Origin of the sequence: Streptomyces lavendofoliae (assembly GCF_014649735.1) — a bacterium.
Lineage (GTDB): Bacteria > Actinomycetota > Actinomycetes > Streptomycetales > Streptomycetaceae > Streptomyces > Streptomyces lavendofoliae.
The window spans coordinates 1-25235 of sequence record NZ_BMTP01000018.1 but is presented as its reverse complement, the minus strand read 5'-3'; the positions used below and the strand labels follow the sequence as shown (position 1 = coordinate 25235).

22 protein-coding genes are annotated in these 25235 nt (G+C 73.0%); 6 read left to right on the top strand and 16 right to left on the bottom strand.

Annotated elements, in window-relative coordinates:
* Positions 1 to 97: 97 nt before the first annotated feature.
* Complete coding sequence (lysS, locus tag IE109_RS27595; RefSeq protein ID WP_189554079.1) at positions 98 to 1840, bottom strand: lysine--tRNA ligase; 1743 nt, start codon at positions 1838 to 1840, stop codon at positions 98 to 100.
* A gap of 172 nt (positions 1841 to 2012) precedes the next feature.
* Between lysS and argS the strand changes: the two genes are divergently transcribed.
* Complete coding sequence (gene argS, locus IE109_RS27590; protein ID WP_189554078.1) at positions 2013 to 3770, top strand: arginine--tRNA ligase; 1758 nt, start codon at positions 2013 to 2015, stop codon at positions 3768 to 3770.
* A gap of 61 nt (positions 3771 to 3831) precedes the next feature.
* Here the strand turns inward: argS and IE109_RS27585 are convergent, their stop codons facing one another.
* Positions 3832 to 5490: a helix-turn-helix domain-containing protein gene (locus IE109_RS27585; protein WP_229891615.1), complete on the bottom strand. Its 1659-nt coding sequence runs from the start codon at positions 5488 to 5490 to the stop codon at positions 3832 to 3834.
* Between the two features lie 297 nt (positions 5491 to 5787).
* Between IE109_RS27585 and IE109_RS27580 the strand changes: the two genes are divergently transcribed.
* Positions 5788 to 6552 carry a DUF4232 domain-containing protein gene (locus IE109_RS27580; RefSeq protein ID WP_189554076.1) on the top strand — a complete coding sequence of 255 codons (765 nt, stop codon included), beginning with the start codon at positions 5788 to 5790 and terminating at the stop codon, positions 6550 to 6552.
* 182 nt (positions 6553 to 6734) lie between these two features.
* Positions 6735 to 7448, top strand: coding sequence for a DUF4253 domain-containing protein (locus tag IE109_RS27575; protein ID WP_189554075.1), 714 nt, complete (start codon positions 6735 to 6737; stop codon positions 7446 to 7448).
* Positions 7449 to 7662: 214 nt separating this feature from the next.
* Here the strand turns inward: IE109_RS27575 and hemB are convergent, their stop codons facing one another.
* From hemB to IE109_RS27545, 6 genes are all read right to left on the bottom strand, one after another.
* Positions 7663 to 8673 carry a porphobilinogen synthase gene (gene hemB / locus IE109_RS27570; RefSeq protein WP_189554074.1) on the bottom strand — a complete coding sequence of 337 codons (1011 nt, stop codon included), beginning with the start codon at positions 8671 to 8673 and terminating at the stop codon, positions 7663 to 7665.
* A gap of 210 nt (positions 8674 to 8883) precedes the next feature.
* Entirely contained in the window at positions 8884 to 10551 is a 1668-nt protein-coding gene (locus tag IE109_RS27565) for a bifunctional uroporphyrinogen-III C-methyltransferase/uroporphyrinogen-III synthase (protein WP_189554073.1), read from the bottom strand.
* A complete protein-coding gene (gene hemC / locus IE109_RS27560; RefSeq protein WP_189554072.1) occupies positions 10548 to 11507 on the bottom strand; it encodes a hydroxymethylbilane synthase in 960 nt (319 codons plus the stop codon). Before hemC ends, IE109_RS27565 begins: the two co-directional genes overlap by 4 nt.
* Positions 11504 to 12850, bottom strand: a complete 1347-nt coding sequence (locus IE109_RS27555) for a glutamyl-tRNA reductase (protein ID WP_189554071.1) — start codon at positions 12848 to 12850, stop codon at positions 11504 to 11506. The genes hemC and IE109_RS27555 overlap by 4 nt, the downstream gene beginning before the upstream one ends.
* Positions 12847 to 13623 (bottom strand): redox-sensing transcriptional repressor Rex, encoded by a 777-nt coding sequence (locus IE109_RS27550; protein ID WP_189554070.1) that lies wholly within the window; start codon positions 13621 to 13623, stop codon positions 12847 to 12849. The genes IE109_RS27555 and IE109_RS27550 overlap by 4 nt, the downstream gene beginning before the upstream one ends.
* A gap of 640 nt (positions 13624 to 14263) precedes the next feature.
* Positions 14264 to 14527 carry a glutaredoxin family protein gene (locus IE109_RS27545; protein ID WP_189554069.1) on the bottom strand — a complete coding sequence of 88 codons (264 nt, stop codon included), beginning with the start codon at positions 14525 to 14527 and terminating at the stop codon, positions 14264 to 14266.
* A gap of 101 nt (positions 14528 to 14628) precedes the next feature.
* Here IE109_RS27545 and IE109_RS27540 point away from each other — a divergent pair, with 101 nt between their 5' ends.
* The 3 genes from IE109_RS27540 (at position 14629) to IE109_RS27530 (ending at position 18085) form a co-directional block, all read left to right on the top strand.
* Entirely contained in the window at positions 14629 to 15534 is a 906-nt protein-coding gene (locus tag IE109_RS27540; RefSeq protein ID WP_189554068.1) for an HAD family hydrolase, read from the top strand.
* A gap of 341 nt (positions 15535 to 15875) precedes the next feature.
* Complete coding sequence (locus IE109_RS27535; protein ID WP_084907479.1) at positions 15876 to 16655, top strand: ECF subfamily RNA polymerase sigma factor, BldN family; 780 nt, start codon at positions 15876 to 15878, stop codon at positions 16653 to 16655.
* A 224-nt stretch (positions 16656 to 16879) separates the two neighbouring features.
* The gene (locus tag IE109_RS27530) at positions 16880 to 18085 is read left to right on the top strand and encodes a DUF5667 domain-containing protein (RefSeq protein ID WP_189554067.1); all 1206 of its coding nucleotides are present in this window, start codon (positions 16880 to 16882) and stop codon (positions 18083 to 18085) included.
* Between the two features lie 67 nt (positions 18086 to 18152).
* Here IE109_RS27530 and IE109_RS27525 read toward each other — a convergent pair whose 3' ends face one another.
* The 8 genes from IE109_RS27525 to IE109_RS27490 form a co-directional block, all read right to left on the bottom strand.
* Positions 18153 to 19265 carry a lysophospholipid acyltransferase family protein gene (locus IE109_RS27525; protein WP_189554066.1) on the bottom strand — a complete coding sequence of 371 codons (1113 nt, stop codon included), beginning with the start codon at positions 19263 to 19265 and terminating at the stop codon, positions 18153 to 18155.
* A 17-nt stretch (positions 19266 to 19282) separates the two neighbouring features.
* Positions 19283 to 20356, bottom strand: a complete 1074-nt coding sequence (locus IE109_RS27520; RefSeq protein WP_189554065.1) for an NAD-dependent epimerase/dehydratase family protein — start codon at positions 20354 to 20356, stop codon at positions 19283 to 19285.
* Positions 20357 to 20536: 180 nt separating this feature from the next.
* Positions 20537 to 20635, bottom strand: coding sequence for a 30S ribosomal protein bS22 (locus tag IE109_RS27515; RefSeq protein ID WP_003948845.1), 99 nt, complete (start codon positions 20633 to 20635; stop codon positions 20537 to 20539).
* A 150-nt stretch (positions 20636 to 20785) separates the two neighbouring features.
* Positions 20786 to 20998: a helix-turn-helix domain-containing protein gene (locus IE109_RS27510; protein ID WP_064070100.1), complete on the bottom strand. Its 213-nt coding sequence runs from the start codon at positions 20996 to 20998 to the stop codon at positions 20786 to 20788.
* Between the two features lie 128 nt (positions 20999 to 21126).
* Entirely contained in the window at positions 21127 to 21942 is an 816-nt protein-coding gene (locus IE109_RS27505) for a phosphatase (protein ID WP_189554064.1), read from the bottom strand.
* A gap of 212 nt (positions 21943 to 22154) precedes the next feature.
* Positions 22155 to 23330 carry an acetoin utilization protein AcuC gene (locus tag IE109_RS27500; RefSeq protein ID WP_189554063.1) on the bottom strand — a complete coding sequence of 392 codons (1176 nt, stop codon included), beginning with the start codon at positions 23328 to 23330 and terminating at the stop codon, positions 22155 to 22157.
* Complete coding sequence (locus IE109_RS27495) at positions 23299 to 24474, bottom strand: MFS transporter (protein ID WP_189554062.1); 1176 nt, start codon at positions 24472 to 24474, stop codon at positions 23299 to 23301. Before IE109_RS27495 ends, IE109_RS27500 begins: the two co-directional genes overlap by 32 nt.
* A gap of 43 nt (positions 24475 to 24517) precedes the next feature.
* Complete coding sequence (locus tag IE109_RS27490) at positions 24518 to 25162, bottom strand: HAD family hydrolase (RefSeq protein WP_189554061.1); 645 nt, start codon at positions 25160 to 25162, stop codon at positions 24518 to 24520.
* Positions 25163 to 25235 lie beyond the last annotated feature (73 nt).

Below are 25235 nucleotides of genomic sequence, written 5' to 3'. Positions count from 1 at the left end.
GCGCGCGAACGCCCCGGGGGCGCGAACGAGGGTGCGGGAACGCCCGGAGGGCTCCCACCCACGAGGTGAGAGCCCTCCGGCCGGACAGCGGCACGCGTTACGCGGCGAGCAGCTTGCGCACCCGGTCCGCGCCCACCGCCAGCAGCAGCGTGGGCAGCCGCGGCCCGGTGTCCCGGCCGACGAGCAGCTGGTAGAGCAGCGCGAAGAAGGTGCGCTGGGCGACCTTCAGCTCGGGCGTCGGCCTGGCCTCCGGGTCGAGGCCGGCCATCACCTTCGGCACGCCGTAGACGAGTGTGGTGAGCCCGTCCAGCGACCAGTGGCTGTCCAGGCCCTCCAGCAGCAGGCGCAGCGACTCGCGCCCCTCGTCGTCCAGCGAGCCGAGCAGGTCGGTGTCCGGCTCCGAGCGGACGATGGTGCGCTGGTCGGCCGGGACCTGGGTGGAGATCCAGCTCTCGGCGCGGTCCAGCCGCGGCCGGGCCTCGTCCAGCGAGGACAGCGGGTTCGCCGGGTCCAGCTCGCTCAGGATGCGCAGCGTCTGCTCGTCGTGGCCGGCGGTGATGTCGACGACCGAGGCGAGCGTCCGGTACGGCAGCGGGCGCGGGGTCCGCGGCAGCTCGCCGGCGGCCGTGCGCACCGCGCGGGAGTGGGCGGCGGCGTCGGCCGGCAGCACGCTGCCGTCGGCGACCTTCGCCTCCAGCTTGTCCCACTCGTCGTACAGCCGCTGGATCTCCTGGTCGAAGGCGATCTTGAAGGCCTGGTTGGGCTTGCGACGGGCGTACAGCCAGCGCAGCAGCGGCGCCTCCATGATCTGGAGCGCGTCGGCCGGGGTCGGCACGCCTCCCTTGGAGGACGACATCTTCGCCATGCCCGAGATGCCCACGAACGCGTACATCGGGCCGATCGGCTGGACGCCGTCGAACACCTCGCGCACGATCTGCCCGCCCACCACGAACGACGAACCGGGCGACGAGTGGTCGACGCCGCTGGGCTCGAAGATCACGCCCTCGTACGCCCAGCGCATCGGCCAGTCGACCTTCCAGACCAGCTTGCCGCGGTTGAACTCGCTGAGCCTCACCGTCTCGGAGAAGCCGCAGGCGCAGCCGTAGGCCAGCTCCGTCGACTCGTCGTCGTACGAGGTGACGGTGGTCAGGTCCTTGCCGCACTGCCCGCAGTACGGCTTGTACGGGAAGTAGCCCCCGGCACCGCCGGAGCCGTCGTCCTCGCCGGCCGCGCCGGAGCCCTCGGCGGCCTCCAGCTCGGCCTCGTCGACCGGCTTCTGCTGCTGCTTCTTGGGCTTGCCGGTGGCCTTGTCCTTCGTCCGGTACCGGTCGAGGATCGCGTCGATCGCCCCGCGGTGCCGCATCGCGTGCAGGATCTGCTCGCGGTACGCGCCGGACGTGTACTGCTCGGTCTGGCTGATGCCGTCGTACTCGACGCCCAGCTCGGCCAGCGACGCGATCATCCCGGCCTTGAAGTGCTCCGCCCAGTTCGGGTGCGAGGAGCCGGCCGGGGCCGGGACGGAGGTCAGCGGCTTGCCGATGTGCTCGGCCCACGACTCGTCCACGCCGGGGATGCCGACCGGCACCTTGCGGTACCGGTCGTAGTCGTCCCAGGAGATCAGGTGACGGACCTCGGGCCCCCGGCGGCGGATCTCGTCGGCGACCAGGTGCGGGGTCATGACCTCGCGGAGGTTGCCCAGGTGGATGGGGCCGGAGGGCGACAGGCCCGAGGCGACGACGACCGGTTTCCCAGGCGCACGCCGCTCCGATTCGGCGATGACCTCGTCCGCGAAACGGGAGACCCAGTCGGTCTCGGTGCTGCTCTGAGCCACGGTCGGCACGTCCTTGGTTCCTCGGTCTTCTCGAAGGCTGGCGTAAGACATTCTCCCAGACGGAACGACGTCCCCCGAGGTTGTCCACAGGCCGGGGGAAGCCACGGCAAAGAGCTTGCGGACCCGTGGGACACTTGACAACCGGAATAGGCATTCACCACCTCGACAGGAACGGAAGCTCATGGCCTCGGTCCCTTCCCTCGCTTCGACCGTGCAGCAGCGCCTCGCGGACGCCCTCTCGGCAGCCCTGCCGGAGGCCGGCTCCGCCGACCCGCTGCTGCGACGAAGCGACCGGGCCGACTTCCAGGCCAACGGCATCCTGGCGCTGGCCAAGAAGCACAAGGGCAACCCGCGCGAGCTGGCGGCCAAGGTCGTCGAGGCGGTCGGCGCCGACGACGTCTGCAAGGACATCGAGGTGTCCGGCCCCGGCTTCCTCAACATCACCATCGCGGACCGGGCGATCACCGGGACCCTCGCCGCGCGCGCCGCCGACGACCGCCTCGGCGTGCCGTACGCGGACGGGGCCGGCACGACCGTCATCGACTACGCCCAGCCGAACGTGGCGAAGGAGATGCACGTCGGGCACCTCCGCTCCGCCGTCATCGGCGACGCCATGGTCAAGATCCTGGAGTTCGCGGGCGAGAAGGTGATCCGCCGCCACCACATCGGCGACTGGGGCACCCAGTTCGGCATGCTCATCCAGTACCTGATGGAGCACCCGCACGAGCTGGACCACGAGGACGCGGACGTCTCCGGCGAGGAGGCGATGAGCAACCTCAACCGCCTCTACAAGGCGGCGCGTGCCCTGTTCGACTCCGACGAGGAGTTCAAGGCCCGCTCGCGCGACCGCGTGGTGGCCCTCCAGTCCGGCGACGAGGAGACCCTCGCGCTGTGGCAGCGGTTCGTCGACGAGTCGAAGATCTACTTCTACTCGGTCTTCAACAAGCTGGACATGGAGATCGACGACCCGGACGTGGTCGGCGAGTCCGGGTACAACGACATGCTCGACGAGACGTGCCGCCTGCTGGAGGAGTCCGGCGTGGCGGTCCGCTCCGAGGGCGCCCTGTGCGTGTTCTTCGACGACGTGAAGGGCCCGGACGGCAACCCGGTCCCGCTGATCGTCAAGAAGTCCAACGGCGGCTACGGCTACGCGGCCACCGACCTTTCGGCCATCCGCGACCGCGTCCAGAAGCTGGGCGCCGACACCCTGGTGTACGTCGTGGACGCCCGCCAGTCGCTGCACTTCAAGATGGTCTTCGAGACCGCCCGCCGCGCCGGCTGGCTGAACGACCGGGTCCACGCCGTGCAGCTCGCCTTCGGCACGGTCCTGGGCAAGGACGGCAAGCCGTTCAAGACCCGTGAGGGCGAGACCGTCCGGCTGGTCGACCTGCTGGACGAGGCGATCGACCGGGCGGCGGTCGTGGTCCGCGAGAAGTCCGAGGACCTGACCGAGGCCGAGGTCGCCGAGCGGGCCGCCCAGGTGGGCATCGGCGCGATCAAGTACGCCGACCTGTCGACGTCGGCGTCCCGGGACTACAAGTTCGACCTGGACCAGATGGTGTCGCTGAACGGCGACACGTCCGTCTACCTCCAGTACGCGTACGCCCGTATCAAGTCGATCATCCGCAAGCGGGGGTCCGCCGAGCCGGTCGCGCACCCGGAGCTTCCGCTGGCCCCGGCCGAGCGCGCGCTGGGCCTGCACCTGGACCGGTTCGGCGAGACGCTGGCGGACGTGGCCGCCTCGTACGAGCCGCACAAGCTGGCGGCGTACCTGTACCAGCTGGCGTCGCACTACACGTCGTTCTACTCGGAGTGCCCGGTCCTCAAGGCGGACTCCCCCGAGCAGGTCGAGAACCGTCTGTTCCTGTGCGACCTGACCGCCCGCACCCTGCACCAGGGCATGGCGCTGCTCGGCATCCGCACCCCCGAGCGCCTCTGACGGACCCGCGGCCGGCCGCCGCACCGGTGCGGTGCGGCGGCCGGCCCCCGGGCCCGGAGCCTCAGCCCCCGTCCGGCACGTGCGGGATCCACCCGCTGCCGCCGAGGGGGTAGTCGTAGGCCGGCCGGCCGGTGACGGCACTCGTGGCGAACGGCCGCCCGTGGTCGTCGACCCGCAACGTCCCCCGCCGCCCTCCGCTGCTCCACTCCAGCTCCAGGTACCAGCGCACGGCGTGCCCGGCCGTGTGCGCGGTGACCCGCAGCATCTGCGGATCGCTCGCGGAGACCTTGTACGGAAAGTCCCCCGCCGGGATCTCCCTGTCGCCCTGCCGCCCTGCGACGGGTACGGTACGCGGCCGGGCCACGTCCAGATTGATGTCGAGGCTCCTGGGCGTCATCTCGCCACCGCACCCGACGCCCATCGTGTACGCGTTCCACGCCAGCGGCGCGTCCTTCTCCACCACCCGTACGCGCAGCGCGTGGAGCACCACCGTCTCCTGGCCGGTGCCCTGGACGGAGAGGTCCAGCATCATGTCGCCGCCGGGCGCCCCGCCCAGCGCGGTCACCCAGCCCCGCGCGTCCTGCTCCGACGGCGGCGGCGGCACCTGCGCGGGCGGCCGGTCCACCACGTACACCTGACTGCACGGGTCGCGCCAGACGTACGGGCGGACGTCCACCGTCAGCGGTACGCCGCCGCCGCCGCGCCGGCCCGGTACGGCGCCCTCGGGCGGGGCCGCCCCGGACGCCGCCCCGGACGCCGCCGCGGAGGGCGCCGCCGTCGCCGGGGCGGTCGGGGCGGGCGCGCCGGACGGGGCGGACGGTGACGGAGCGGCGGGGGCGGACGTGCTCGGGCGAGGCGCCGGACCCGGGGAACCGGACCGGCCGGCACCCGCGCCGACGGACGCCGCGGTCCGCTCGACGGAACCGGCCGCTTCGTCAGGGCGGTCCCCGTGACCGGGCGTCAGGGTCAGGGCGAGCGCGGTGGAGCCGACCAGCACGACGAGCGCCGCGGCGGCGGCGACGAGCCTGCCCCTCCGCCGGGCACGGACGGCGCCGGGCGCGCCGGGCGGAGGGGCGAGCACGGCCACGGGACCCTCGCCCGGTTCCGCCGCACGCCCTTCCCCGGTGCCGCCCCCCGGACCGGCCCGGCCGTCCGGGCCAAGGGCGCCGTGCCCAGGGCCCGGGCCGTCCCGGTGGGCCGGACCGCCCCCGTCCACCGCCTCCGCCCGCCCGCGCGCCGCTCCCGCCCGCCCGTACGCCGTCACCGGCGCATCCACCGGCTCGGGCGTACCGTCCGGCTCGGGCGTGCCGTCCGGCCGGTGCTCGGGCCGGGTGCCGGACTCCGCCGTACCGGGCCGCGGTTCCGCCCCGGCCTCCGGCTCCGCGTCCGCGCCCCGGTCCGGGTCCGGTCCTCCCGTACCCGCCCCCTCCGGCTGCCGCGCGAGCGCCGCCCCCGGTGCCGGGGCGCGTCCGCGCCGCCGGGCGTCGTCGGCGACGATCCACCGCCGGTGCAGCGCCACCATCTCGTCCCGCGACGCCCCGCAGAGCCGTGCGAGGCGCTCCACGGGGGCGAACTCCGTCGGTACGGCGTCCCCGTTGCAGTACCGGTGCAGCGTCGAGGTGCTCATGTGCCCCCGCTTGGCGAGGGCGCCGTAGCTAAGCCCGGAGCGTTCCTTGAGCCCGCGCAACGCCTCCGCGAAGACTTCCGTCTCGGTCCCCACCCGGCCGTCCCTCCACCGCACCCCGTCCCAGGAAAGCGTTCCAGGGACCCAACGAACCCGCAGGTCAACGCCGTTCCGGCATTCCAGCGTTCCTCATTCTCCCGTGCCGATTGCCCCTGGATCACGCCGCCCGGCACGGTGTGTCCGGCACCACCGGAGAGGGGACACCGATGCGGCCGCACCACCGCCTCCGCTTCGTCGACGCCTGCGCCGTCGCCGTACTGATCGCCTGCACGGCGGTCGTCATCGCGCTGATTCACCGTCACTGAACGCACACCAACGGGGAGAACGACCCACATGCGTACCTTCCGCACCCGCACCACCGCCGTCGCCGCGACCGTCCTCCTGGCCGCGCTGTCGCTGACCGCCTGCCAGAACGACGGCACGTCCGGCGCCGCCGCCTCGTCCTCCGCCGCGGCGGCGACCCCGACCCCCGACCGGACGGCCCCCGGCGGCGCGACCGGCGGCACGGCCGGCAAGCCGGTCTCCGGCACCCCGGCCGCCGGCGGCCCGGGTTCGGCCGGCGGAGGCCCGGCGACGGGCGGTTCGACGGGTGGCACGACCGACGACGGAGGGGCCGCCCCCATCGCCACCCCCACCAAGGGCGGCCCGGCGGCCCCGGCCGGCGACGACCCCGTGACCGAGCCCTGCGGAGCCGATGCCAAGGTCACCTACACCGCGGTGAGCCGTCCCCTGAACCACGCGCTGCTCACCCTGACCAACACCGGCTCCACGCCGTGCAACGCCTACCACGCGCCGCTGCTCCGCTTCGACGACGCCCAGGCCGCCACCGCCGTCGACCACGGCAGCCGGCCGCAGGCGGTGGTGACCCTCGCCCCCGGCGAGTCCGCCTACGCCTCCATCACGCTGGCCGCCGCCGACGGCAGCGGCAGCGAGGGCGGGACGGCCCGCAAGGTCTCGGTGGGCTTCGCCCCCCGCAGCGGCGAGGGCTCGACGGGCGCCGCCCCGGCCGTCGTCACGCTGCCCACCGGCACGTACACCGACAGCTCCGCGACCGTCACCCACTGGCAGAGCTCCATGGACGACGCGCTCATGCACTGAGCCCGCCGCTCCGCCACGCCGTCCGGCGCCCCGGCCCCGCGCCCCCGCCTCGTCCACCACCCCCCGGTCCGGGGCGCCGCGACGCGCCCCGGACCGGGGCATGTCCCAACACCCGGTACGGGGCCCGGCGTTCGCGGGGCTCGTCCCCGGGCGTTGTCAGTGGCGGCGCCTATGGTCGTTCCATGGTCATGAACCCGAACGCGCTGGGCCTGGACCTGCCGCCCGGCACCCTGCGCGTCCAGCCGTCGCTCTGGTACGCGGACGAGCCCGCCACACCCGGCACCTGGGCCCGTCTCCTCCCTGCCCGGGACGCCACCGGGATGCAGCCGGTGCTGCTCGCCGAGACCCGGTTCCTCCACCCGGGCCAGGTGGCCGACCCCGACGACCACGACGCGGCCACGACCCTGGCCGACCTGTGGCGGCTGGTCCAGGAGGAGGACGACGAGACGCCGCCGGAGCCGTGGCCGGGTCTCGCGCCGGCCGCCCCCGGCGGCACCGACCCGGACGGCGCCGCCGCCCGGACGGCGGCCGAACTGGCCGGCGACGACGACTGGTTGAAGGGCACCCGCGGCGCCCTGGTCCCGGCCCGCCGCAGCGCCGACATCCCGGCGGTCCTCGGCTGGGGCGGCGCCGCCGGCCACGCCGACGCGGTGCGGATCTCCGCCGTCCTGCGCTCCTGGGAGGACCGCTTCGGCATACGGGTCGTGGGCCTCGGCCCCGATGTGCTCACCGTCTCCGTCGCGGCCCCGCCCCGCACCCCGGAGGTCGCCCTCGCGGTCGCCGCCGAGCACGCGGCGTTCGCCCCCGACACCGTCTGGGACGACTACGAAACACTCCGCGCCTACGCCACCGAGGAGGTGCTCGACCGCCGGGACTGGACGTTCTGGTGGGACTGATCCGTCGGAGGGCGGCACCAGGCGCACGTGTTCCACTCCGGCGCCCACTACGGCACCAAGGGTCCCGTCCGCGTCGAGGTCGGGACCACCGCCGCCGCTCTCCCGAACTCCCCGGCTCACCCGGCTCACCCGGCTGGGGCCTCCGGTACGCCACCACACCGTCCGCCGACCCCGGCGTCAGGCTCCACGACGGCCGGGCGAGGTCCTCGCGGAACTACCGGGCAGCGGTCCCCGGGGCGAGCCGCTGGGCGGCCTCGGTCGCCCAGTAGGTGAGGATCATCCGGGCGCCCGCCCGCTTGATGCCGGTCAGGGACTCCAGGATCGCCTTGTCGCGCTCGATCCAGCCCTTCTCCGCGGCTGCCTCGATCATCGCGTACTCACCACTGATCTGGTACGCCGCGACCGGCACGTCCACCGCGTCCGCGACCTTCGCCAGCACGTCGAGGTAGGGACCGGCCGGCTTGACCATCACCATGTCGGCGCCCTCCTCCAGGTCGAGCGCCAGCTCGCGCATCGACTCCCGGAGGTTCGCCGCGTCCTGCTGGTACGTCTTCCGGTCGCCCTTCAGCGACGACCCGACGGCCTCGCGGAACGGCCCGTAGAACGCGGAGGCGTACTTCGCCGTGTAGGCGAGCACCGCCACGTCCTCCTTGCCGATGGTGTCCAGGGCGTCCCGGACCACCCCGACCTGGCCGTCCATCATCCCGCTGGGGCCCACCACATGGACGCCCGCGTCCGCCTGGACCTGCGCCATCTCGGCGTACCGCTCCAGGGTCGCGTCGTTGTCGACCCGCCCCTCGGCGTCCAGCACGCCGCAGTGGCCGTGGTCCGTGTACTCGTCCAGACACAGATCGGACATGACGACCAGCTCGTCCCCGACCTCGGCCCGCACGTCGCGGATGGCGACCTGGAGGATGCCGTCCGGGTCCGTACCGGCCGTCCCGAGCGCGTCCTTCTTCGTGTCCTCCGGCACACCGAAGAGCATGATGCCGGACACCCCGGCCTCGACCGCCTCCACGGCGGCCTTCCGCAGGGTGTCACGGGTGTGCTGCACGACGCCCGGCATCGCCGAGATCGGCACCGGCTCGCTCACGCCCTCCCGCACGAACGCGGGCAGGATGAGGTCGGCCGGGTGGAGCCGCGTCTCCGCGACCATCCGCCGCATCACGGGAGTCGTCCGCAGCCGCCGCGGCCGCGCACCGGGGAAGGATCCGTACGAAGTCATACGCCCACGCTACGCCCGCGCCACCCCTGCTCTTGCCGACACGGTGCCGGACGGGCCCGCACCGCGAGAGGCCGCGCGACCCCGGTGACGGACGAGGGCGCCCCCGACCAGGGGACGCCCCACCCGGCACCCGGCGTCACCGCCGGCCACCGACACTCCACCACCAGCCGACCCGCCACCGCATGAGGCGGCCACCGGCCGAACCGGCCGTCAGGTCGTCGTACGCCTCCGCCGCGCGCCCGGGCGGCGCTCGCTGGGCCGGGTGACCGGGTCACCGGCCTCCAGCGCGGCGGTGCGGCGCCGCATCCCGAACTCGGCCAGGGCCTCGGCCAGCTTGTGCACGGACGGCTCGGGCGACAGCACGTCGACCCGCAGCCCGTGCTCCTCCGCCGTCTTGGCGGTGGCCGGCCCGATGCAGGCGATGACGGTCACGTTGTGCGGCTTGCCCGCGATGCCCACCAGGTTCCGCACCGTCGACGACGACGTGAACAGCACGGCGTCGAAGCCACCGCCCTTGATGGCCTCCCGGGTCTCGGCCGGCGGCGGCGAGGCGCGCACCGTCCGGTAGGCGGTGACGTCGTCCACCTCCCACCCGAGCTCGATGAGACCGGCCACCAGCGTCTCGGTGGCGATGTCGGCGCGCGGCAGGAACACCCGGTCGATCGGGTCGAAGACCGGGTCGTACGGCGGCCAGTCCTCCAGCAGCCCGGCGGCCGACTGCTCACCGCTCGGCACCAGGTCGGGCTTGACGCCGAACTCGACCAGCGAGGCGGCGGTCTGCTCGCCCACCGCCGCGACCTTGATCCCGGCGAAGGCGCGGGCGTCGAGCCCGTACTCCTCGAACTTCTCCCGCACCGCCTTCACCGCGTTCACCGAGGTGAAGGCGATCCACTCGTACCGCCCGGTGACGAGGCCCTTGACGGCCCGCTCCATCTGCTGCGGCGTACGCGGCGGCTCGACGGCGATGGTCGGGACCTCGCTCGGCACGGCACCGTAGGACCGCAGCTGGTCGGAGAGCGACGCCGCCTGCTCCTTGGTGCGCGGCACGAGCACCTTCCAGCCGAACAGCGGCTTGGACTCGAACCACGCGAGCCGGTCGCGCTGGGCGGCGGCGCTGCGCTCCCCGACCACGGCTATGACGGGCTGGTGGCCCTCGGGCGAGGGCAGCACCTTCGCCTGCTTGAGCACCTGCGCGATGGAGCCGAGCGTCGCGGTCCAGGTCCGCTGGCGGGTCGTCGTCCCGGCCACCGTGACGGTCAGCGGGGTGTCGGGCTTACGGCCCGCCGACACCAGCTCACCGGCGGCGGCGGCCACCGAGTCCAGCGACGTCGACACGACCACGGTCCCGTCCGACGCCCCCACCTCGCTCCAGCACCGCTCGCTCGCGGTCCGGGCCTCCACGAAGCGCACGTCCGCGCCCTCCGCGTCCCGCAGCGGCACACCCGCGTACGCGGGCACGCCGACGGCCGCGGCGACACCGGGCACCACCTCGAAGGGGATGCCCTCGGCGGCGCACGCGAGCATCTCGGCGCCCGCGTTGCCGTCGAGTCCCGGATCGCCGCTCACCGCACGGACGACCCGCTTGCCGCCCCGCGCGGCCTCCATGACAAGATTGGTCGCATCCCTCAACACGGGGACCCCGGCGGGCATTGACGCATCGTCAACGACCGCCAGCTCCGGCGTGCTCACCCCCGCCCGCGCATGGCCGCGTACGACGTCGAGCACATCCGGCTCGGCGATCAGTACGTCAGCGCCCGACAGGGCCTCGACGGCGCGCAGTGTCAGCAGTCCCGGGTCACCGGGTCCGGCGCCCAGGAAGGTGACGTGCCCGCACGCGGAGTACGCGGAGGAAGCCTTGGATGCAGCGGTGGGGCTCAAAGTGCTCGCTCCCCCATAAGACCGGCCGCACCCTTGGCGAGCATCTCGGACGCGAGCTCGCGACCGAGCGCGACAGCGTCGCCGTGCGACGTGGGTACGGGACCGGTGGTGGACAACTGCACCAGCGTGGAGCCGTCGGTCGTGCCGACGACGCCCCGCAGGCGCATCTCATGAACAACCTGCCCATCGGCCAGCAGGTCGGCCAGGGCACCCACAGGTGCGCTGCAGCCGGCCTCCAGGGCGGCGAGCAGGGATCGCTCGGCGGTCACGGCGGCCCGGGTGTACGGGTCGTCGAGCTCGGCGAGCACGGCGGCGAGACCGGCGTCGGCCGCCGTGCACTCGACCGCCAGGGCCCCCTGCCCGGGAGCGGGCAGGACGGTGTCGACCGACAGGAAGTCGGTGGCCTCCTCACCACGTCCGATGCGGTTGAGCCCGGCCGCGGCGAGTACCACCGCGTCCAGCTCCCCGTTCCGTACGTAGCCGATGCGCGTGTCGACGTTCCCCCGGATGGCGACGCACTCGATCTCCATGCCGTGGGCGCGGGCGTACGCGTTGAGCTGCGCCATGCGCCGCGGCGAACCGGTGCCCACGCGGGACCCGGCCGGCAGCTCGGCGAACCGCAGCCCGTCGCGGGCGACCAGCACGTCGCGCGGGTCCTCGCGGCGCGGGATCGCCGCGACGACCAGGTCGTCGGGCTGCGCGGTCGGCAGGTCCTTCAGCGAGTGCACCGCGAAGTCGACCTCACCCGCGAGCAGCGCGTCCCGCAGCGCCGTGACGAAGACGCCGGTGCCGCCGATCTGCGCGAGGTGCTCGCGCGAGGTGTCGCCGTACGTGGTGATCTCCACGAGCTCCACCGGCCGCCCGGTCAGCTGCCGCACCGCCTCCGCGACATGCCCGGACTGGGCCATGGCGAGCTTGCTGCGCCTGGTCCCGAGCCTCAATGCCCTCTCGGTCATACTCGCCCTCTATTCGGGTCGTTCATGTCGGCCCGGCTGACGGAGGCGACCGTCTCCGGGTCGAGGTCGAAGAGTGTGCGCAGCGCGTCCGCGTACCCGGCGCCGCCGGGCTCGCTGGCGAGCTGCTTGACCCGTACGGTCGGCGCGTGGAGGAGCTTGTCCACCACACGGCGCACGGTCTGGGTGATCTCGGCGCGCTGCTTGTCGTCGAGGCCGGGCAGCCGGCCCTCCAGTCGGGCCATCTCCCCCGCGACGACGTCGGCGGCCATGGTGCGCAGCGCGACGACGGTGGGGGTGATGTGCGCGGCCCGCTGGGCGGCCCCGAAGGCGGCGACCTCGTCGGCGACGATGCCGCGCACCTGGTCCACGTCGGCGGCCATCGGCGCGTCGGCGGAGGCGTCGGCGAGCGACTCGATGTCGACGAGCCGGACGTCCGCCAGCCGGTGCGCGGCGGCGTCGATGTCGCGGGGCATGGCGAGGTCGAGCAGCGCGAGCGGAGCGGTACGGCCGGCCATCGCGCTCTCGACCGCGACACCCGTCAGCACCAGCCCCGTGGCGCCCGTGCAGGACACGACCACGTCGGCACGTGTCAGTTCGTCGTTCACGGCCGTCATGGCCACCGCGCGCGCGGCCACGCCCGTGCCCCCGGGCTCGGTCAGGATCTGTACGAGCCGCTCGGCGCGCTCCAGGGTCCGGTTGGCGACGACGATCTCGCCGACCCCTGCCCGCGCGAGCGTGGCGGCGGCCAGGGAGGACATCGACCCGGCGCCGATGACGAGCGCCCGCTTGCCCTCGGCCCAGGCGGCGACGTCGCCGCCGGACGCCAGCTGCTCCAGCCCGAAGGTGACGAGCGACTGGCCGGCCCGGTCGATACCGGTCTCGCTGTGGGCCCGCTTGCCGACCCGCAGCGCCTGCTGGAACAGGTCGTTCAGCAGCCGCCCGGCGGTGTGCAGCTCCTGCCCGCGCGCGAGGGCGTCCTTGATCTGGCCGAGGATCTGGCCCTCGCCGACGACCATGGAGTCGAGCCCGCAGGCCACCGAGAACAGGTGGTGGACGGCGCGGTCCTCGTAGTGCACGTAGAGGTAGGGGGTGAGCTCCTCGAGCCCCACCCCGCTGTGCTGGGCGAGCAGGGTGGACAGCTCGGCGACGCCCGCGTGGAACTTGTCCACGTCGGCGTACAGCTCGATGCGGTTGCAGGTGGCCAGGACGGCCGCCTCGGCGGCCGGTTCGGCGGCGAGGGTGTCCTGGAGCAGCTTGACGCGCGTGTCCGGGTCGAGGGAGGCCCGCTCCAGCACGCTGACGGGAGCGCTGCGGTGGCTGAGGCCGACGACGAGGAGGCTCATGCCGGCATCACGGCGGGCATGTCCCCGTCAGGTCCCTTCCGGCCCTCGGCGGGCGTGACGGCGGCGGCGTCGCGGACGACCGGAGGCAGGATCGCCTCGCCGCCCGTCTCCTCGCCGGCCTTGCGCTGCTCGTGGAAGGCGAGGATCTGCAGCTCGATGGAGAGGTCGACCTTGCGCACGTCCACGCCGTCCGGCACGGACAGCACGGTCGGCGCGAAGTTCAGGATGGAGGTCACCCCGGCCGCCACCAGCCGGTCGCAGACCTGCTGCGCGGCACCCGCGGGCGTGGCGATGACGCCGATGGAGACGCCGTTCTCGGCGACGATCCGCTCGAGGTCGTCGATGAACTGGACGGGCATGCCGGCGACGGGCTTGCCGACCATCGAGGGGTCGGCGTCGATCAGCGCGGCGACCCGGAAGCCCCGGGAGGCGAACCCGCCGTAGTTGGCGAGGGCGGCGCCGAGGTTGCCGATACCGACCATGACGATCGGCCAGTCCTGGGTGAGCCCCAGCTCGCGGGAGATCTGGTAGACGAGGTACTCGACGTCGTACCCGACGCCACGGGTGCCGTAGGAGCCGAGGTACGAGAAGTCCTTGCGAAGCTTCGCGGAATTGACCCCCGCCGCCGCCGCGAGCTCCTCGGAGGAGACCGTGGGTACGGAGCGCTCCGACAGTGCGGTGAGCGCCCGCAGGTACAGCGGAAGCCTGGCGACGGTGGCCTCGGGAATTCCTCGGCTACGGGTCGCCGGTCGGTGTGTTCGGCCAGTTGCCACGGTGCTCCTGCGGGATGAGCGGGGCTGCAGGCGGCCATACGTACCAAGACCGCCCCGTCGACAGCAGGCTATGTCTTTGTGAACGCGTGCACAAAGATGGTGTCCATTTTGTCCGCGCAAAGTGACCGGGCTCACGCGAATCGATCGCGCCGTCCCGGAACCGGGGCGCACCTCGGACCGTTCGCGAGCCGTAGGGGACAAAGCGGTACACACTCCTCATGACCACGCCCCCGAAGCGCAACAAAACGCACACGATGGTAACCGCCATTCCCGGTCACCCCCTCGCGCGCGCCCCGCGCCCGCCTCGCCCCCCGCGCCCACCGGCCCGCAGACGGCACAGGCGGCCGGGCCGGGCGGCGCCCACCGGCCCGCAGTCGGCGTACGACCGGGGTGGGGCCGTGCAGGGCGCCCCCGCAGGGGCCGGCGGCGACGGAAGGGCTCCCCGGCAAGGAACCCGAGGCCGCCGGCCCCGAGGAGGTGAGCCCGGAGGGGCCACACCCCACACCCACCCACGCGCCCCGCCACAGGGGCGGCACCCCGCCCGGTACAGCCGCCACAGGGGCGCCACCCCGCCCGGTACGCACCGCGCCGGGGCACGCGCCCGGCGGGCGGCACCCCGACCCGGGACACCGCGCCGCGGTCAGTCCGACAGGGCGCGGCGCAGGCGCGCCGGGTCCACCTTCCAGAAGGTGTGCTGTTCGCCGTCCACCAGCACAACCGGAATCTGCTCCCAGTAGGCCCGGTGGAGTTCCTCGTCCTGGAGGATGTCCCTCTCCTCCCACACCGCCCCGGTCTCCGCGCACACCTCACGGATCACCGTCCGCGCGTCGTCGCACAGGTGGCAGCCGGGCTTGCCGATGAGCGTCACGGTCCGCGGACCGGTCTTCTTCTTACGTCCGAACATGCACCCATTCTCCGCCCGTGTCATACCGGTGCCTCCCAGAGTTCACGCCGTGGCATCCCCGCCGGTCGGGAAGTTCCGAACACAGTGGCTATGCTCACCGCATGGCCGCTCCGGGATGGCTCACCCCTCACAGGCGCTCCGCCACCGCACGCAGCGTGCTCGCGGGCGAGGCGTCGGCCGAGGCCGCCCGCAAGACCTCGCGACCGGCGCCCGAGCCCCAGTTCCCCGTGCCCGGCGACGACCGCGCCGCCGCCTTCTTCGACCTCGACAACACGGTGATGCAGGGCGCCGCGATCTTCCACTTCGGCCGCGGACTGTACAAGCGGAAGTTCTTCCAGCGCCGCGAGCTCGCCCGGTTCGCCTGGCAGCAGGCGTGGTTCCGGCTCGCCGGGGTCGAGGACCCCGAGCACATGCAGGACGCCCGCGACAGCGCGCTGTCCATCGTCCGGGGCCACCGGGTCTCCGAGCTGATGACCATCGGCGAGGAGATCTACGACGAGTACATGGCCGACCGCATCTGGCCCGGCACCCGCGCCCTCGCCCAGGCCCACCTCGACGCCGGCCAGCGGGTCTGGCTGGTCACCGCCGCGCCCGTCGAGACGGCGACCATCATCGCCCGCCGCCTCGGCCTGACCGGGGCGCTCGGCACGGTCGCCGAGTCCGTCGACGGCGTCTACACCGGCAAGCTCGTGGGCGAGCCCCTGCACGGCCCGGCCAAGGCGGAGGCGGTCCGCGCGCTGGCCGCCGCCGAGGGGCTGGACCTGTCGCGCTGCGCGGCGTACAGCGACAGCCACAACGACATCCCCATGCTGTCCCTGGTGGGCCACCCCTACGCGATCAACCCGGACGCCAAGCTGCGCCGGTACGCGCGGGACCGCGAGTGGCGTCTGCGCGACTACCGCACGGGCCGCAAGGCCGCCAAGGTCGGCATCCCGGCCGCCGCGGGCGTCGGCGCCCTGGCGGGCGGCACGGCCGCCGCCGTGGCCCTGCACCGCCGCCGTCGCTGACCGCACGGCCCGCCGCCCTCCCGGCGGGCCCTACCACCGGCCAAACGGGCCTCTTACCCGCCTCCGGCCCGCGCCAGTCCACCCGCGCGCACTCGGGCACAAGGGAACCTGCACCCAAACACTTCCCGAAGTAATCCGATCAATAAATGGTCACGAAGTGCGACTTGATCAGCCGCGTAGACGTAACAGAAGCGACTGAATCGATGATTTGAGCAACTCGGCGTAGCGCTCCCTGCACTAAGCGTTATTCTCCTCAAACGCATACGGGACACCCACGCGTCGCTACGACGGGTGAAAGGTTTCGTACTGCACGTGATGGAAGCTCTGCCTCTGGGAGTCCCGTGTACCCACACGTCGGGGTTGACGCCTCGGGCCTGGCTACGCTCCGCGCGACGGTCATCGACCATCTGCGCGGCTTCGTCCCCACCGCGTACGCCGTCCCGGCCTTCGCCTCACCGGCACTGGCCGGTCCTTGCTATGCCCTCGCCGACGGCGGTGCAGCCGTCGGGAGACGCGGCGGCCGGGGCGGTTCGGGCACCTCGACCACCGCCCGCCGGCCCACCGCCGACAGCGACAGCGCGCGCATGATGGAGCTGGTCGAGCGCGCCCAGGCCGGCGAGGCCGATGCCTTCGGTCGCCTGTACGACCAGTACAGCGACACCGTCTACCGCTACATCTACTACCGCGTCGGCGGAAAGGCGACGGCCGAGGACCTGACCAGCGAGACGTTCCTGCGCGCCCTGCGCCGCATCTCCACCTTCACCTGGCAGGGACGCGATTTCGGTGCCTGGCTGGTCACCATCGCTCGCAACCTGGTCGCCGACCACTTCAAATCGAGCCGGTTCCGGCTCGAAGTGACCACCGGCGAAATGCTCGACGCCAACGAGGTCGAGCGCAGCCCGGAGGACTCGGTCCTGGAGTCCCTCTCCAACGCCGCGCTCCTGGAGGCGGTCCGCAAGCTCAACCCGCAGCAGCAGGAGTGCGTGACCCTGCGCTTCCTCCAGGGCCTGTCCGTCGCGGAGACCGCCCGCGTCATGGGCAAGAACGAAGGTGCCATCAAGACCCTCCAGTACCGGGCCGTCCGGACCCTGGCCCGCCTCCTCCCCGAAGACGCCCGATGACCCCCTCCACCCCAACTGACCCTCGGTGACGCCTCGATGACGCGCTGGTCCGATCATCTTTCGTGCGTAACCCAAGTGCCGAGCCGCTCGTTGTGCGGGATGCAGGCTCCCTGTGGTCACACCCTGACCCCAGCCACTCACTCGTTCGTGTGGATGGGCTCAAGGTGTGCAACCTTTCGGACCCCCCGGGGAGTCGACCGTCATGACGAGAGGAGGTGCCGCCAGTGATCGCGAACGTATCGGCGCACCGGCGGGCGAACGCCTTCGCCCAGGCCCTGGAAGAACAGGCGGCCGAGCAGCCCGAGGCATCGGTCGAACCGACCGAGCAGGGTCGGCTGTTGGCCCTGGCGAACGGTCTCGGTGAACTGCCGAGACCGCAGATGGACCCGGACGTGAAGGTGGTGCAGCGAGCGCAGCTCGTCGCCGCCATGGAAGCGCTGTTCCTGGAGGGCACCGCCCCCGGGAAAAGCGCGTCCTCGGGCCCTGCGGTGCCGGAGCAGCGGGCGGCGACGGGGCGGGGCGCCCACCGGGCGACCGCGCTCCGGAAATTGCGGCCCCGTTCCCGCTGGTCGAAGGGGCTCGCCGCCGGCGGCCTCACCGTCGGTGTGGCCGCGGGCGCGTTCAGCGGAGTCGCCGCTGCCAGTTCGGACGCCCTTCCCGGTGATTCGCTCTACGGGCTGAAGCGCGGTATGGAAGACCTCAAGCTCGGGATGGCGGACGACGACGCCGACCGGGGCGAGATCTACCTCGACCAGGCGTCGACCCGGCTCAGCGAGGCCCGCCGCCTCATGGAGCGCGACCGGACCGGCGTCCTGGACCACGAATCCCTGGGCGAGATCCGGCGCGCGCTGAACGGCATGAAACACGACGCCACCGAGGGCCACCGGCTGCTGCGCCTGGCGTACGAGCGGGACGGCGCCATCGCCCCGCTGGCCACGCTCAACTCGTTCGCCCGCAGCCACCGCGAGGTCTGGAACGGCCTCCGCGACCGGCTGCCCGTCCAGCTGACCGACGTCGGGGACGAGGTGAGCGACGTCTTCGCCGCCATGGACGAAGAGGTCGGTCCGCTCCAGTCCCAGCTGCCGCAGCCTCCCGAGCGGAGTGACGGCCGGGGATCCGGCCGTCCGGGTGCCACGCAGGACTCCTCCGGCTCCGGGCCGTCCCACGAGGCCCCGTCCAGCCCGGAGAGCCGTCCTTCGGGCAGCAGCAAGCCCGGCCCCTCCGGTTCCGGGTCGGGCGCGGCGAAGGACGACGGCCTGCTCGGCGGCAACACCGGCGGGCTGCTCGAACCGGACCCGTCGACACCCCCGCCCGCCACGGGCAACACGGGCGGCCGGCCCACCCCGTCGCCGGAGCCGGACGTCACCATCCCGCCGCTCCTGCCCGGCATCCTCCCCGGCCTGGGGATCGACGAGGAGGACGCCGGATAGACGCACGAAGGGTGGTGCCCCTCGCCGGAGGAGCACCACCCTTCACGGTGCGTCAGGACACACTGCTTCAGAAGAACACCGAGCGCCGCTGCACCAGCAGCTTGTACAGCGTGTGCTGGATCTGCTCCCGCACCTGGTCGGTCAGGTTGAACATCAGCATCGGGTCCTCCGCCGCCTCCAGCGGGAACCCGTCCGTCGGGATGGGCTCCCCGAACTGGATCGTCCACTTCGTCGGCAGCGGCAGCGCCCCGAGCGGCCCCAGCCAGGGGAACGTCGGCGTGACCGGGAAGTACGGAATGCCCAGCACCCGCGCGAGGGTCTTCACGTTGCCGATCATGGGGTAGATCTCCTCCGCCCCCACGATCGAGCACGGCACGATCGGGGCGCCCGCCCGCAGCGCCGTCGACACGAACCCGCCGCGGCCGAACCGCTGAAGCTTGTAGCGCTCGCCGAAGGGCTTTCCGATGCCCTTGAAGCCCTCCGGCATCACCCCGACGACCTCACCGCGCTGGAGGAGCCGCTCGGCGTCCTCCGCGCACGCCAGCGTGTGCCCCGCCTTGCGGGCCAGCTCGTTGACGACCGGCAGCATGAAGACGAGGTCGGCGGCCAGCAGCCGCAGGTGCCGACCGGCCGGGTGGTTGTCGTGCACGGCGACCTGCATCATCAGCCCGTCCAGCGGCAGCACCCCCGAGTGGTTCGCGACCACGAGCGCCCCGCCCTCGGAGGGGATGTTCTCGATGCCCTTCACCTCGACCCGGAAGTACTTCTCGTACAGCGGCCGCAGCAGCGACATCAGGACCTGGTCGGTGAGCTCCTCGTCGTACCCGAACTCGTCGACCTCGTACTCGCCGGTGAGCCGCCGGCGCAGGAACGCCAGGCCGCCCGCGATCCGCCGCTCCCAGTCGCCACCGCCGGCCGCGTCCGCGCGGGCCTCCGCGCCGGACGGCACGTCCGGCGCGGGCGGCTCGCCGACGTCCCGTGGCCCGGCGGCCTCACGCGGCCCGGCGGCGCCCTGCGGCTCGCCGGAGGCGGCCTGTGCGCCGGGGAGCGGGCTGACCGCGCCCTCGCCGTTCCGCCGCCGCCCGCCGCCCGGCAGGGACCGCCGGCGCGCCGGCCTGGGGGTGGCCGCGCCCGAGCGCGGCCGGTCGTCGTCGAACGGAATGACCTTGGCGTCCGCCATCGTTGAATCGCGCTCCCTCATCCGGCGCTGGGGGTCGTCTTCGCCCGGCTTCCGCCGCCCGGGAGCGGCAGCTGCCGCGCGGCGATCCGGTCCACCACTCCGGCGACGGCCTCGGGCGGCAACAGGCCCGGTCCACGGCTGCGCGCGAAGTCGGCGAACGTCTCCACGGTGGTGTACTTCGGTTCGAAGCCGAGCGTCTCGCGCATCTGCGCCGTGCTGACCACCCGCCCGTGCATCAGCAGCCTGATCTGCTCGGGTGAGAAGTCGGTCACACCGACCGTGCGCAGCGCCGTACCGATCCAGGTGACCGCCGGCATCGGCACCGCCACCGTCGGCCGCCCCAGCCGCCGTGAGCACTGCGACAGCGTCAGCACGCCGTCGCCCGCCACGTTGAACGTGCCGCTGTTGAGCGTGCCGCGGCGCGGCTCGTGGGAGGCGATCCGCAGGACCTCCACGACGTCGTCCTCGTGGACGAACTGGAGCCGCGGGTCGTAGCCGAACACCGTCGGCAGGACGGGCAGCGAGAGGTACTCGGCGAGCGGGGAGTCCGCGGCCGGCCCCAGGATGTTGGCGAACCGCAGCACGCACACCGCCACGTCGGGCCGGCGGCGCGCGAAGCCCCGCACATAGCCCTCCACCTCCACGGCGTCCTTGGCGAAGCCGCCGCTCGGCAGTGCCTTCGCGGGCGTCGTCTCCAGGAAGACGGCCGGGTCACGGGGGGCGGAGCCGTACACGTTGGTGCTGGACTTCACCACCAGCCGGCTGACCGTCGGCGACTTCTGGCACGCTCCGAGCAGCTGCATGGTGCCGATGACGTTGGTCTCCTTGACCGCCGTCCGTCCGCCGCTGCCCAGCGGCGTCCCGGTGACGTCCAGGTGGACGACGGTGTCGACCTCGTACTCCGCGAGGACCCGCCCTATGGCGGGCTGGCGGATGTCGGCACGGACGAACTCCGCGGTGCCCAGCCGGTGCGGGGGCGGGACGGCGTCCACGCCGATCACCCGCTCCACGCCGGGGTCCCGCTGGACGCGGCGGACGAACCTGCCGCCGAGTTGCCGGGCCACACCGGTGACGAGCACGACCTTTCCCAAGATCAGCGCCTTCCGTTCGGTCCCTCGCCTACGCGCCACCGTAGCGGGTGAGCGATGCGCTGTGACGACCGCCGCACCACCGGGGCACCGCGCGGGGGCCCCGGCGGCACCCGGGAAACACCGCGGCCCTCCCACCGGAACCGGTGGGAGGGCCGCGGAACGCGCACGTTCAGCCGTCGCTTACTTCTTGTTGCGACGCTGGACGCGAGTGCGCTTGAGCAGCTTGCGGTGCTTCTTCTTGGCCATCCGCTTGCGCCGCTTCTTGATAACAGAGCCCACGACTACCCTCGCTCACTTCTCGGAACACCCCCGCATCGGCGGGGATCTCGGTGCGGGGCGTCTGGGCCCACACGACCTACGTCGGCCTAGCCTACCGGCCAAAGCCCCGAGCTTGTAATCCAGGGGTACGCGGGACTCCGCGGACGACCGCTAGGCGGTCTCCACCCCCACGAAGGACTCCCGGAGGTACTCGTGAACCGCTTGCTCCGGAACCCGGAACGACCTGCCCACCCGGATCGCCGGCAGATGACCGCTGTGCACCAAGCGGTACACGGTCATCTTCGACACTCGCATCACCGAGGCGACTTCCGCCACGGTCAGGAACTTGACCTCGTTGAGAGGCCTCTCGCCAGCAGCAGCCATGACCCACCTGTACCTTCCGCCCACAACGCCCACCGGCTTCCCCTCCGGTGACTCTTCGTCGCGGTGCGCTCACTCACCAGACTAGGGGCGGGTGATACGAGTGGGGAAGAGGAGCTACCACCGGCCGCCTACCGTGACAGACACGCCCGATTGAGTACATAGCGAGTAAGCGGTCGGTAGTAATCGGACCGCACGGCGTCATCCAACGGGACGGCGACGGACACCCGCCCCTCGGCCTCTCCGACGAACAGCGCGGGGTCGTCCGTGTCGGCCAGGCCGACGGCCTCAATACCCAGCTGACCTGCTCCGCAGACCCATCCGTGGTCCCCCACGACCAGCTCCGGCATCGGTCCGCCGAGGTCCGCGAGACCCTCCAGAGCGGCCCTGATCGGGAGGGGCGAATGGGTGTGTGCGCCGGTCTCACAACCGGCGCCTGCACGCCCTGGTTCCCGCACCAACGCGACTCCCCGTACGTAGTCGAGACTGTACGTACGTACGCCGAACCGGGTCGTTATGTCGACACATCGGCCCTTCGCGGGTGTGAGAACGAGACATCCGGCCGCCGACAAAGCGTCTGCGAGCCCGGCGTAGAAACCGAGCAGCCGATGCGGGTGCCCCGTCCCGAACAGCACCGGTGCCCGCCGGCGGGCGGCCTCCGCCAGCCGCGCGGCGAAGGCCGCGAGCGCGGTCAAGGTCCGCTCCGGGTCGATGACATCGGGCCCGGAGCGGTACGCGGGGTCGTCGGAGACCCCGCACTTGTCGGCCATGAGACGTAACAGGTCCCCCTCGTCCCACGACCACTTCGGATCGAGCCCCAGGGTCACCCGCGGGTCCCGGGCCGCGAAAAGTCGATAGCTCCGGAGGCTGTCCTCCCGCGAGGTGGCCACCGGGCCGGCCAGTCGGGCCGCCAGCAGATGCGCGCGCAGTGCACCGGTACTCAACACCCTGCCGATGCTGCCGCAGCCCACCCCGCCCGGCGCCGGAACGGCCCGGACACCCCACAGTTGGCGTAACCCCCGCCCCCGGGCGTCACGGACCGGCCTGCGCGCCCGCACCCCGGAGGGGACCACCCCGACCGCCTGGGCGCACCGCGGAGCTCGCACCGGAACCGCACCGGAACGAACACGGCGCCCGGCTCGCCGGAGGCGGGACCGCCCTACGCCAGCAGCCCCCGCAGCGGGAACACCGCGCGCCGCGCCGCCAGCACCGCCTGGTCCAGCCGGTCCGCCGGGTCGTACCCCTCGTCCCAGCCCCGCCACGACACCGGCCACCGCCCGTCGGTCATCCGGCCCGGCGCCAGCTGCCGCGTCCGCGCGTACACCTCGTCCCGCCACGACGACGGGATCACCGACTCGGGCTCCACCGGAACGCCCGCCGCGACGCCCACCAGGTGCGTCCACGAGCGCGGGACGACGTCGACGACCGCGTAACCGCCCCCGCCGAGGGCGATCCACCGCCCCCCGGCGTACTCGTGCGCCAGGTCGTGGCAGGCCGCCTGGACGGCGCGCTGGGCGTCCAGGGACACCGCCAGGTGCGCCAGCGGGTCCTCGAAGTGCGTGTCCGCCCCGTGCTGCGTCACCAGCACCTGCGGCCGGAAGTCCGCCAGCAGCTCGGGCACCACCGCGTGGAACGCCCGCAGCCACCCGGCGTCGCCGGTCCCGGCCGGCAGCGCCACGTTCACCGCGCCGCCCTCGGCGGGCCCCGCGGCGCCCGTCTCCTCCGGCCATCCGGTCCCCGGGAACAGCGTGCGCGGGTGTTCGTGCAGCGACACCGTCAGCACCCTCGGGTCCTCCCAGAACGCCGCCTGCACGCCGTCCCCGTGGTGCACGTCCACGTCGACGTACGCCACCCGCTCGGCGCCCAGCTCCAGCAGCCGCGCGATGGCCAGCGAAGCGTCGTTGTAGATGCAGAACCCGGCCGCCGACCCCGGCATCGCGTGGTGCAGCCCGCCCGCGAAGTTCACCGCGTGCGCCGCCTCACCGCGCCACACCGCCTCCGCCGCGCCCACGGACTGACCCGCGATCAGCGCGGAGGCCTCGTGCATCCCGGCGAACGCGGGATCGTCCATGGTGCCCAGCCCATAGGACTGGTCGGCCACCCCGGGGTCCGCCGAGGCCGCGCGCACGGCCGTCACGTAGTCCTCCCGGTGCACCAGCCGCAGCGTCGAGTCCCCGGCCGGCTTGGCGGCCACCACCTCGACGGCGCGGTCCAGGCCGTAGGCCCGCACCAGCCCCATGGTCAGTTCGAGCCGCACCGGATCCATCGGGTGCCCGTCCCCGAAGTCGTACCCGGTGAGTGCGTCATCCCACATCAACAGTGCGCGGCCGCTCATGCCCGCCACCGTATCGGTCCGGTTGACCGTCGAACGACCGGGCGTACCGCAGCGTCATCAGCACCAGCACCAGCGGCACCACCATCGCCCCCCGGTAGCTCCACGCGTCGCCGAGCGCCCCCACCAACGGCGACCCGACCAGGAAGCCCGCGTAGTTGAAGACGTTCAGCCGTGCCACCTCCGCGTCGTCGCGCGCCGCCGCGAACGTCTGCGGCACCAGCACGCTCAGCCCGAGCCCCAGCACCGTGAACCCGGCCAGCCCCGCCCAAGGCCCCGGCGCCACGGCCACCGCCCCGAACCCGGCCGCCGCCAGCACCGCCCCGCCCCGCACCACGGCCACGGCACCCAACCGCCGCACCCCGAGGTCCCCCACGGCCCGCCCCAACAGGGTCGTCACCATGTAGGCGTTGTACGGCACCGTCGCCAGCTCCTCCGAGCCGCGCAGCACATCCGTCATGTACTTCGCGCTCCAGTTCGACACCGTGGAGTCGCCGATGTACGCGAACGTCATCACCAGGCACAGCGGCACCAGCGTTCCCGCCGCCCGCCCCGCCCGCCCGGCAGGCCCCTCCGCCGTACGCCGCTCCCCGTCCACGTACCACCGGCTCCCCAGCAGCGCCGCCGGCAGCACCACCACGACGACCGCCAGGTACGAGACCGCGAGCGCCACGTCCCAGTGCACCGCCGCCCACGCCAGCGACGCCCCCGCGATCCCGCCCAGGCTGTACGCGGCGTGGAACCCGAGCATGATGCTCCGGCCGTACGCCTGCTGGAGGCTCACCCCGAGCATGTTCATCGCCGCGTCCAGCGCCCCGACGGCCAGCCCGAAGGCCCCGAGCGCCACGGCCACCTGCCAGAGGCCCTCCCCGGCGCCCACCGCGAGCAGGGCCAGCAGCACGACCGGCTGGGCCCACCTGAGCACGGCGCTCGGCGCCACCCGCCGCACCAGCTTCCCGGCGCACACGCTGCCCACCCCGGCGAGCACCGGGACGGCCGCCAGGAAGGCCGGCAGCAACGCGTCGGATATCCCGTACCTGTCCTGTACGGCGGGGATGCGCGTCACCAGCAGCGCGAAGGTCACCCCCTGGACGAAGAAGGAGACCACCAGCGAGCCACGCCCGCGCCGCAACCGCGCATCCGTCATGGCGGCACAGCGTAGGGCGGTCACCCACGGCTGGACAGATCGGTCACGCGAGCAACCCGAGCAACTGCCCCATGTCGTCGAAGCAGCCGTTCACCGCGCCCAGTCGCGCGGCCGGCGTCATCGCCGTGAACCCGTAGACGTCCATCCCGGCCGCCCGTGCCGCGCGCGCCCCGAGCGGGCTGTCCTCCACGACCACGCACCGCCCGGGTGCCACCCCCATCCGCTCGGCGGCGTACAGGAAGAGGTCCGGTGCCGGCTTCCCCCGCCCCACGTCCTGCGCACTGAACACCTTCTCCTCCGTGAACCACCGGTCCAGCCCCGTCTTCCGGTGCCCCACCCTGATCCGCTCGTGACTCCCGGACGACGCGACGCAGTACGGCACTCCTTCGGCCTCCAGCTTCCCCAGCATCTCCGGGACCCCCGCGACCACTTCCAGCTCGCGCGCGAACGCCGCGAAGACCCGTGCGTGGAACTCGTCGTCGAAGTCCTCGGGCAGCCGCCGCCCGGTCCGCTCCAGCACCAGGTCGTGTACCCGGTGCACGGCGGCCCCCATGTAGTCGCGCAGGGAGTCCTCGTACGAGGTGGGGTGCCCGAGCTCGGTCAGGTACCCGGCCAGGATGGTGTTGGACAGCGGCTCGCTGTCGACGAGGACACCGTCGTTGTCGAAGATCACCAATTCGTAGCGCATGGGATGACTGTAAACGCAGAAAAGCCCCGCACCATAAGGTGCGGGGCTTCCCCACAATAATTGTTCGGCGGCG

Coding starts and splice junctions, on each gene's coding strand:
- argS (WP_189554078.1), top strand. CDS start 2,013: ATGGCCTCGGTCCCTTCCCTCGCTTCGACCGTGCAGCAGCGCCTCGCG.
- IE109_RS27580 (WP_189554076.1), top strand. CDS start 5,788: ATGCGTACCTTCCGCACCCGCACCACCGCCGTCGCCGCGACCGTCCTC.
- IE109_RS27575 (WP_189554075.1), top strand. CDS start 6,735: ATGGTCATGAACCCGAACGCGCTGGGCCTGGACCTGCCGCCCGGCACC.
- hemB (WP_189554074.1), bottom strand. CDS start 8,673: ATGACTTCGTACGGATCCTTCCCCGGTGCGCGGCCGCGGCGGCTGCGG.
- hemC (WP_189554072.1), bottom strand. CDS start 11,507: ATGACCGAGAGGGCATTGAGGCTCGGGACCAGGCGCAGCAAGCTCGCC.
- IE109_RS27555 (WP_189554071.1), bottom strand. CDS start 12,850: ATGAGCCTCCTCGTCGTCGGCCTCAGCCACCGCAGCGCTCCCGTCAGC.
- IE109_RS27545 (WP_189554069.1), bottom strand. CDS start 14,527: ATGTTCGGACGTAAGAAGAAGACCGGTCCGCGGACCGTGACGCTCATC.
- IE109_RS27540 (WP_189554068.1), top strand. CDS start 14,629: ATGGCCGCTCCGGGATGGCTCACCCCTCACAGGCGCTCCGCCACCGCA.
- IE109_RS27525 (WP_189554066.1), bottom strand. CDS start 19,265: ATGGCGGACGCCAAGGTCATTCCGTTCGACGACGACCGGCCGCGCTCG.
- IE109_RS27510 (WP_064070100.1), bottom strand. CDS start 20,998: ATGGCTGCTGCTGGCGAGAGGCCTCTCAACGAGGTCAAGTTCCTGACC.
- IE109_RS27500 (WP_189554063.1), bottom strand. CDS start 23,330: ATGAGCGGCCGCGCACTGTTGATGTGGGATGACGCACTCACCGGGTAC.
- IE109_RS27495 (WP_189554062.1), bottom strand. CDS start 24,474: ATGACGGATGCGCGGTTGCGGCGCGGGCGTGGCTCGCTGGTGGTCTCC.
- IE109_RS27490 (WP_189554061.1), bottom strand. CDS start 25,162: ATGCGCTACGAATTGGTGATCTTCGACAACGACGGTGTCCTCGTCGAC.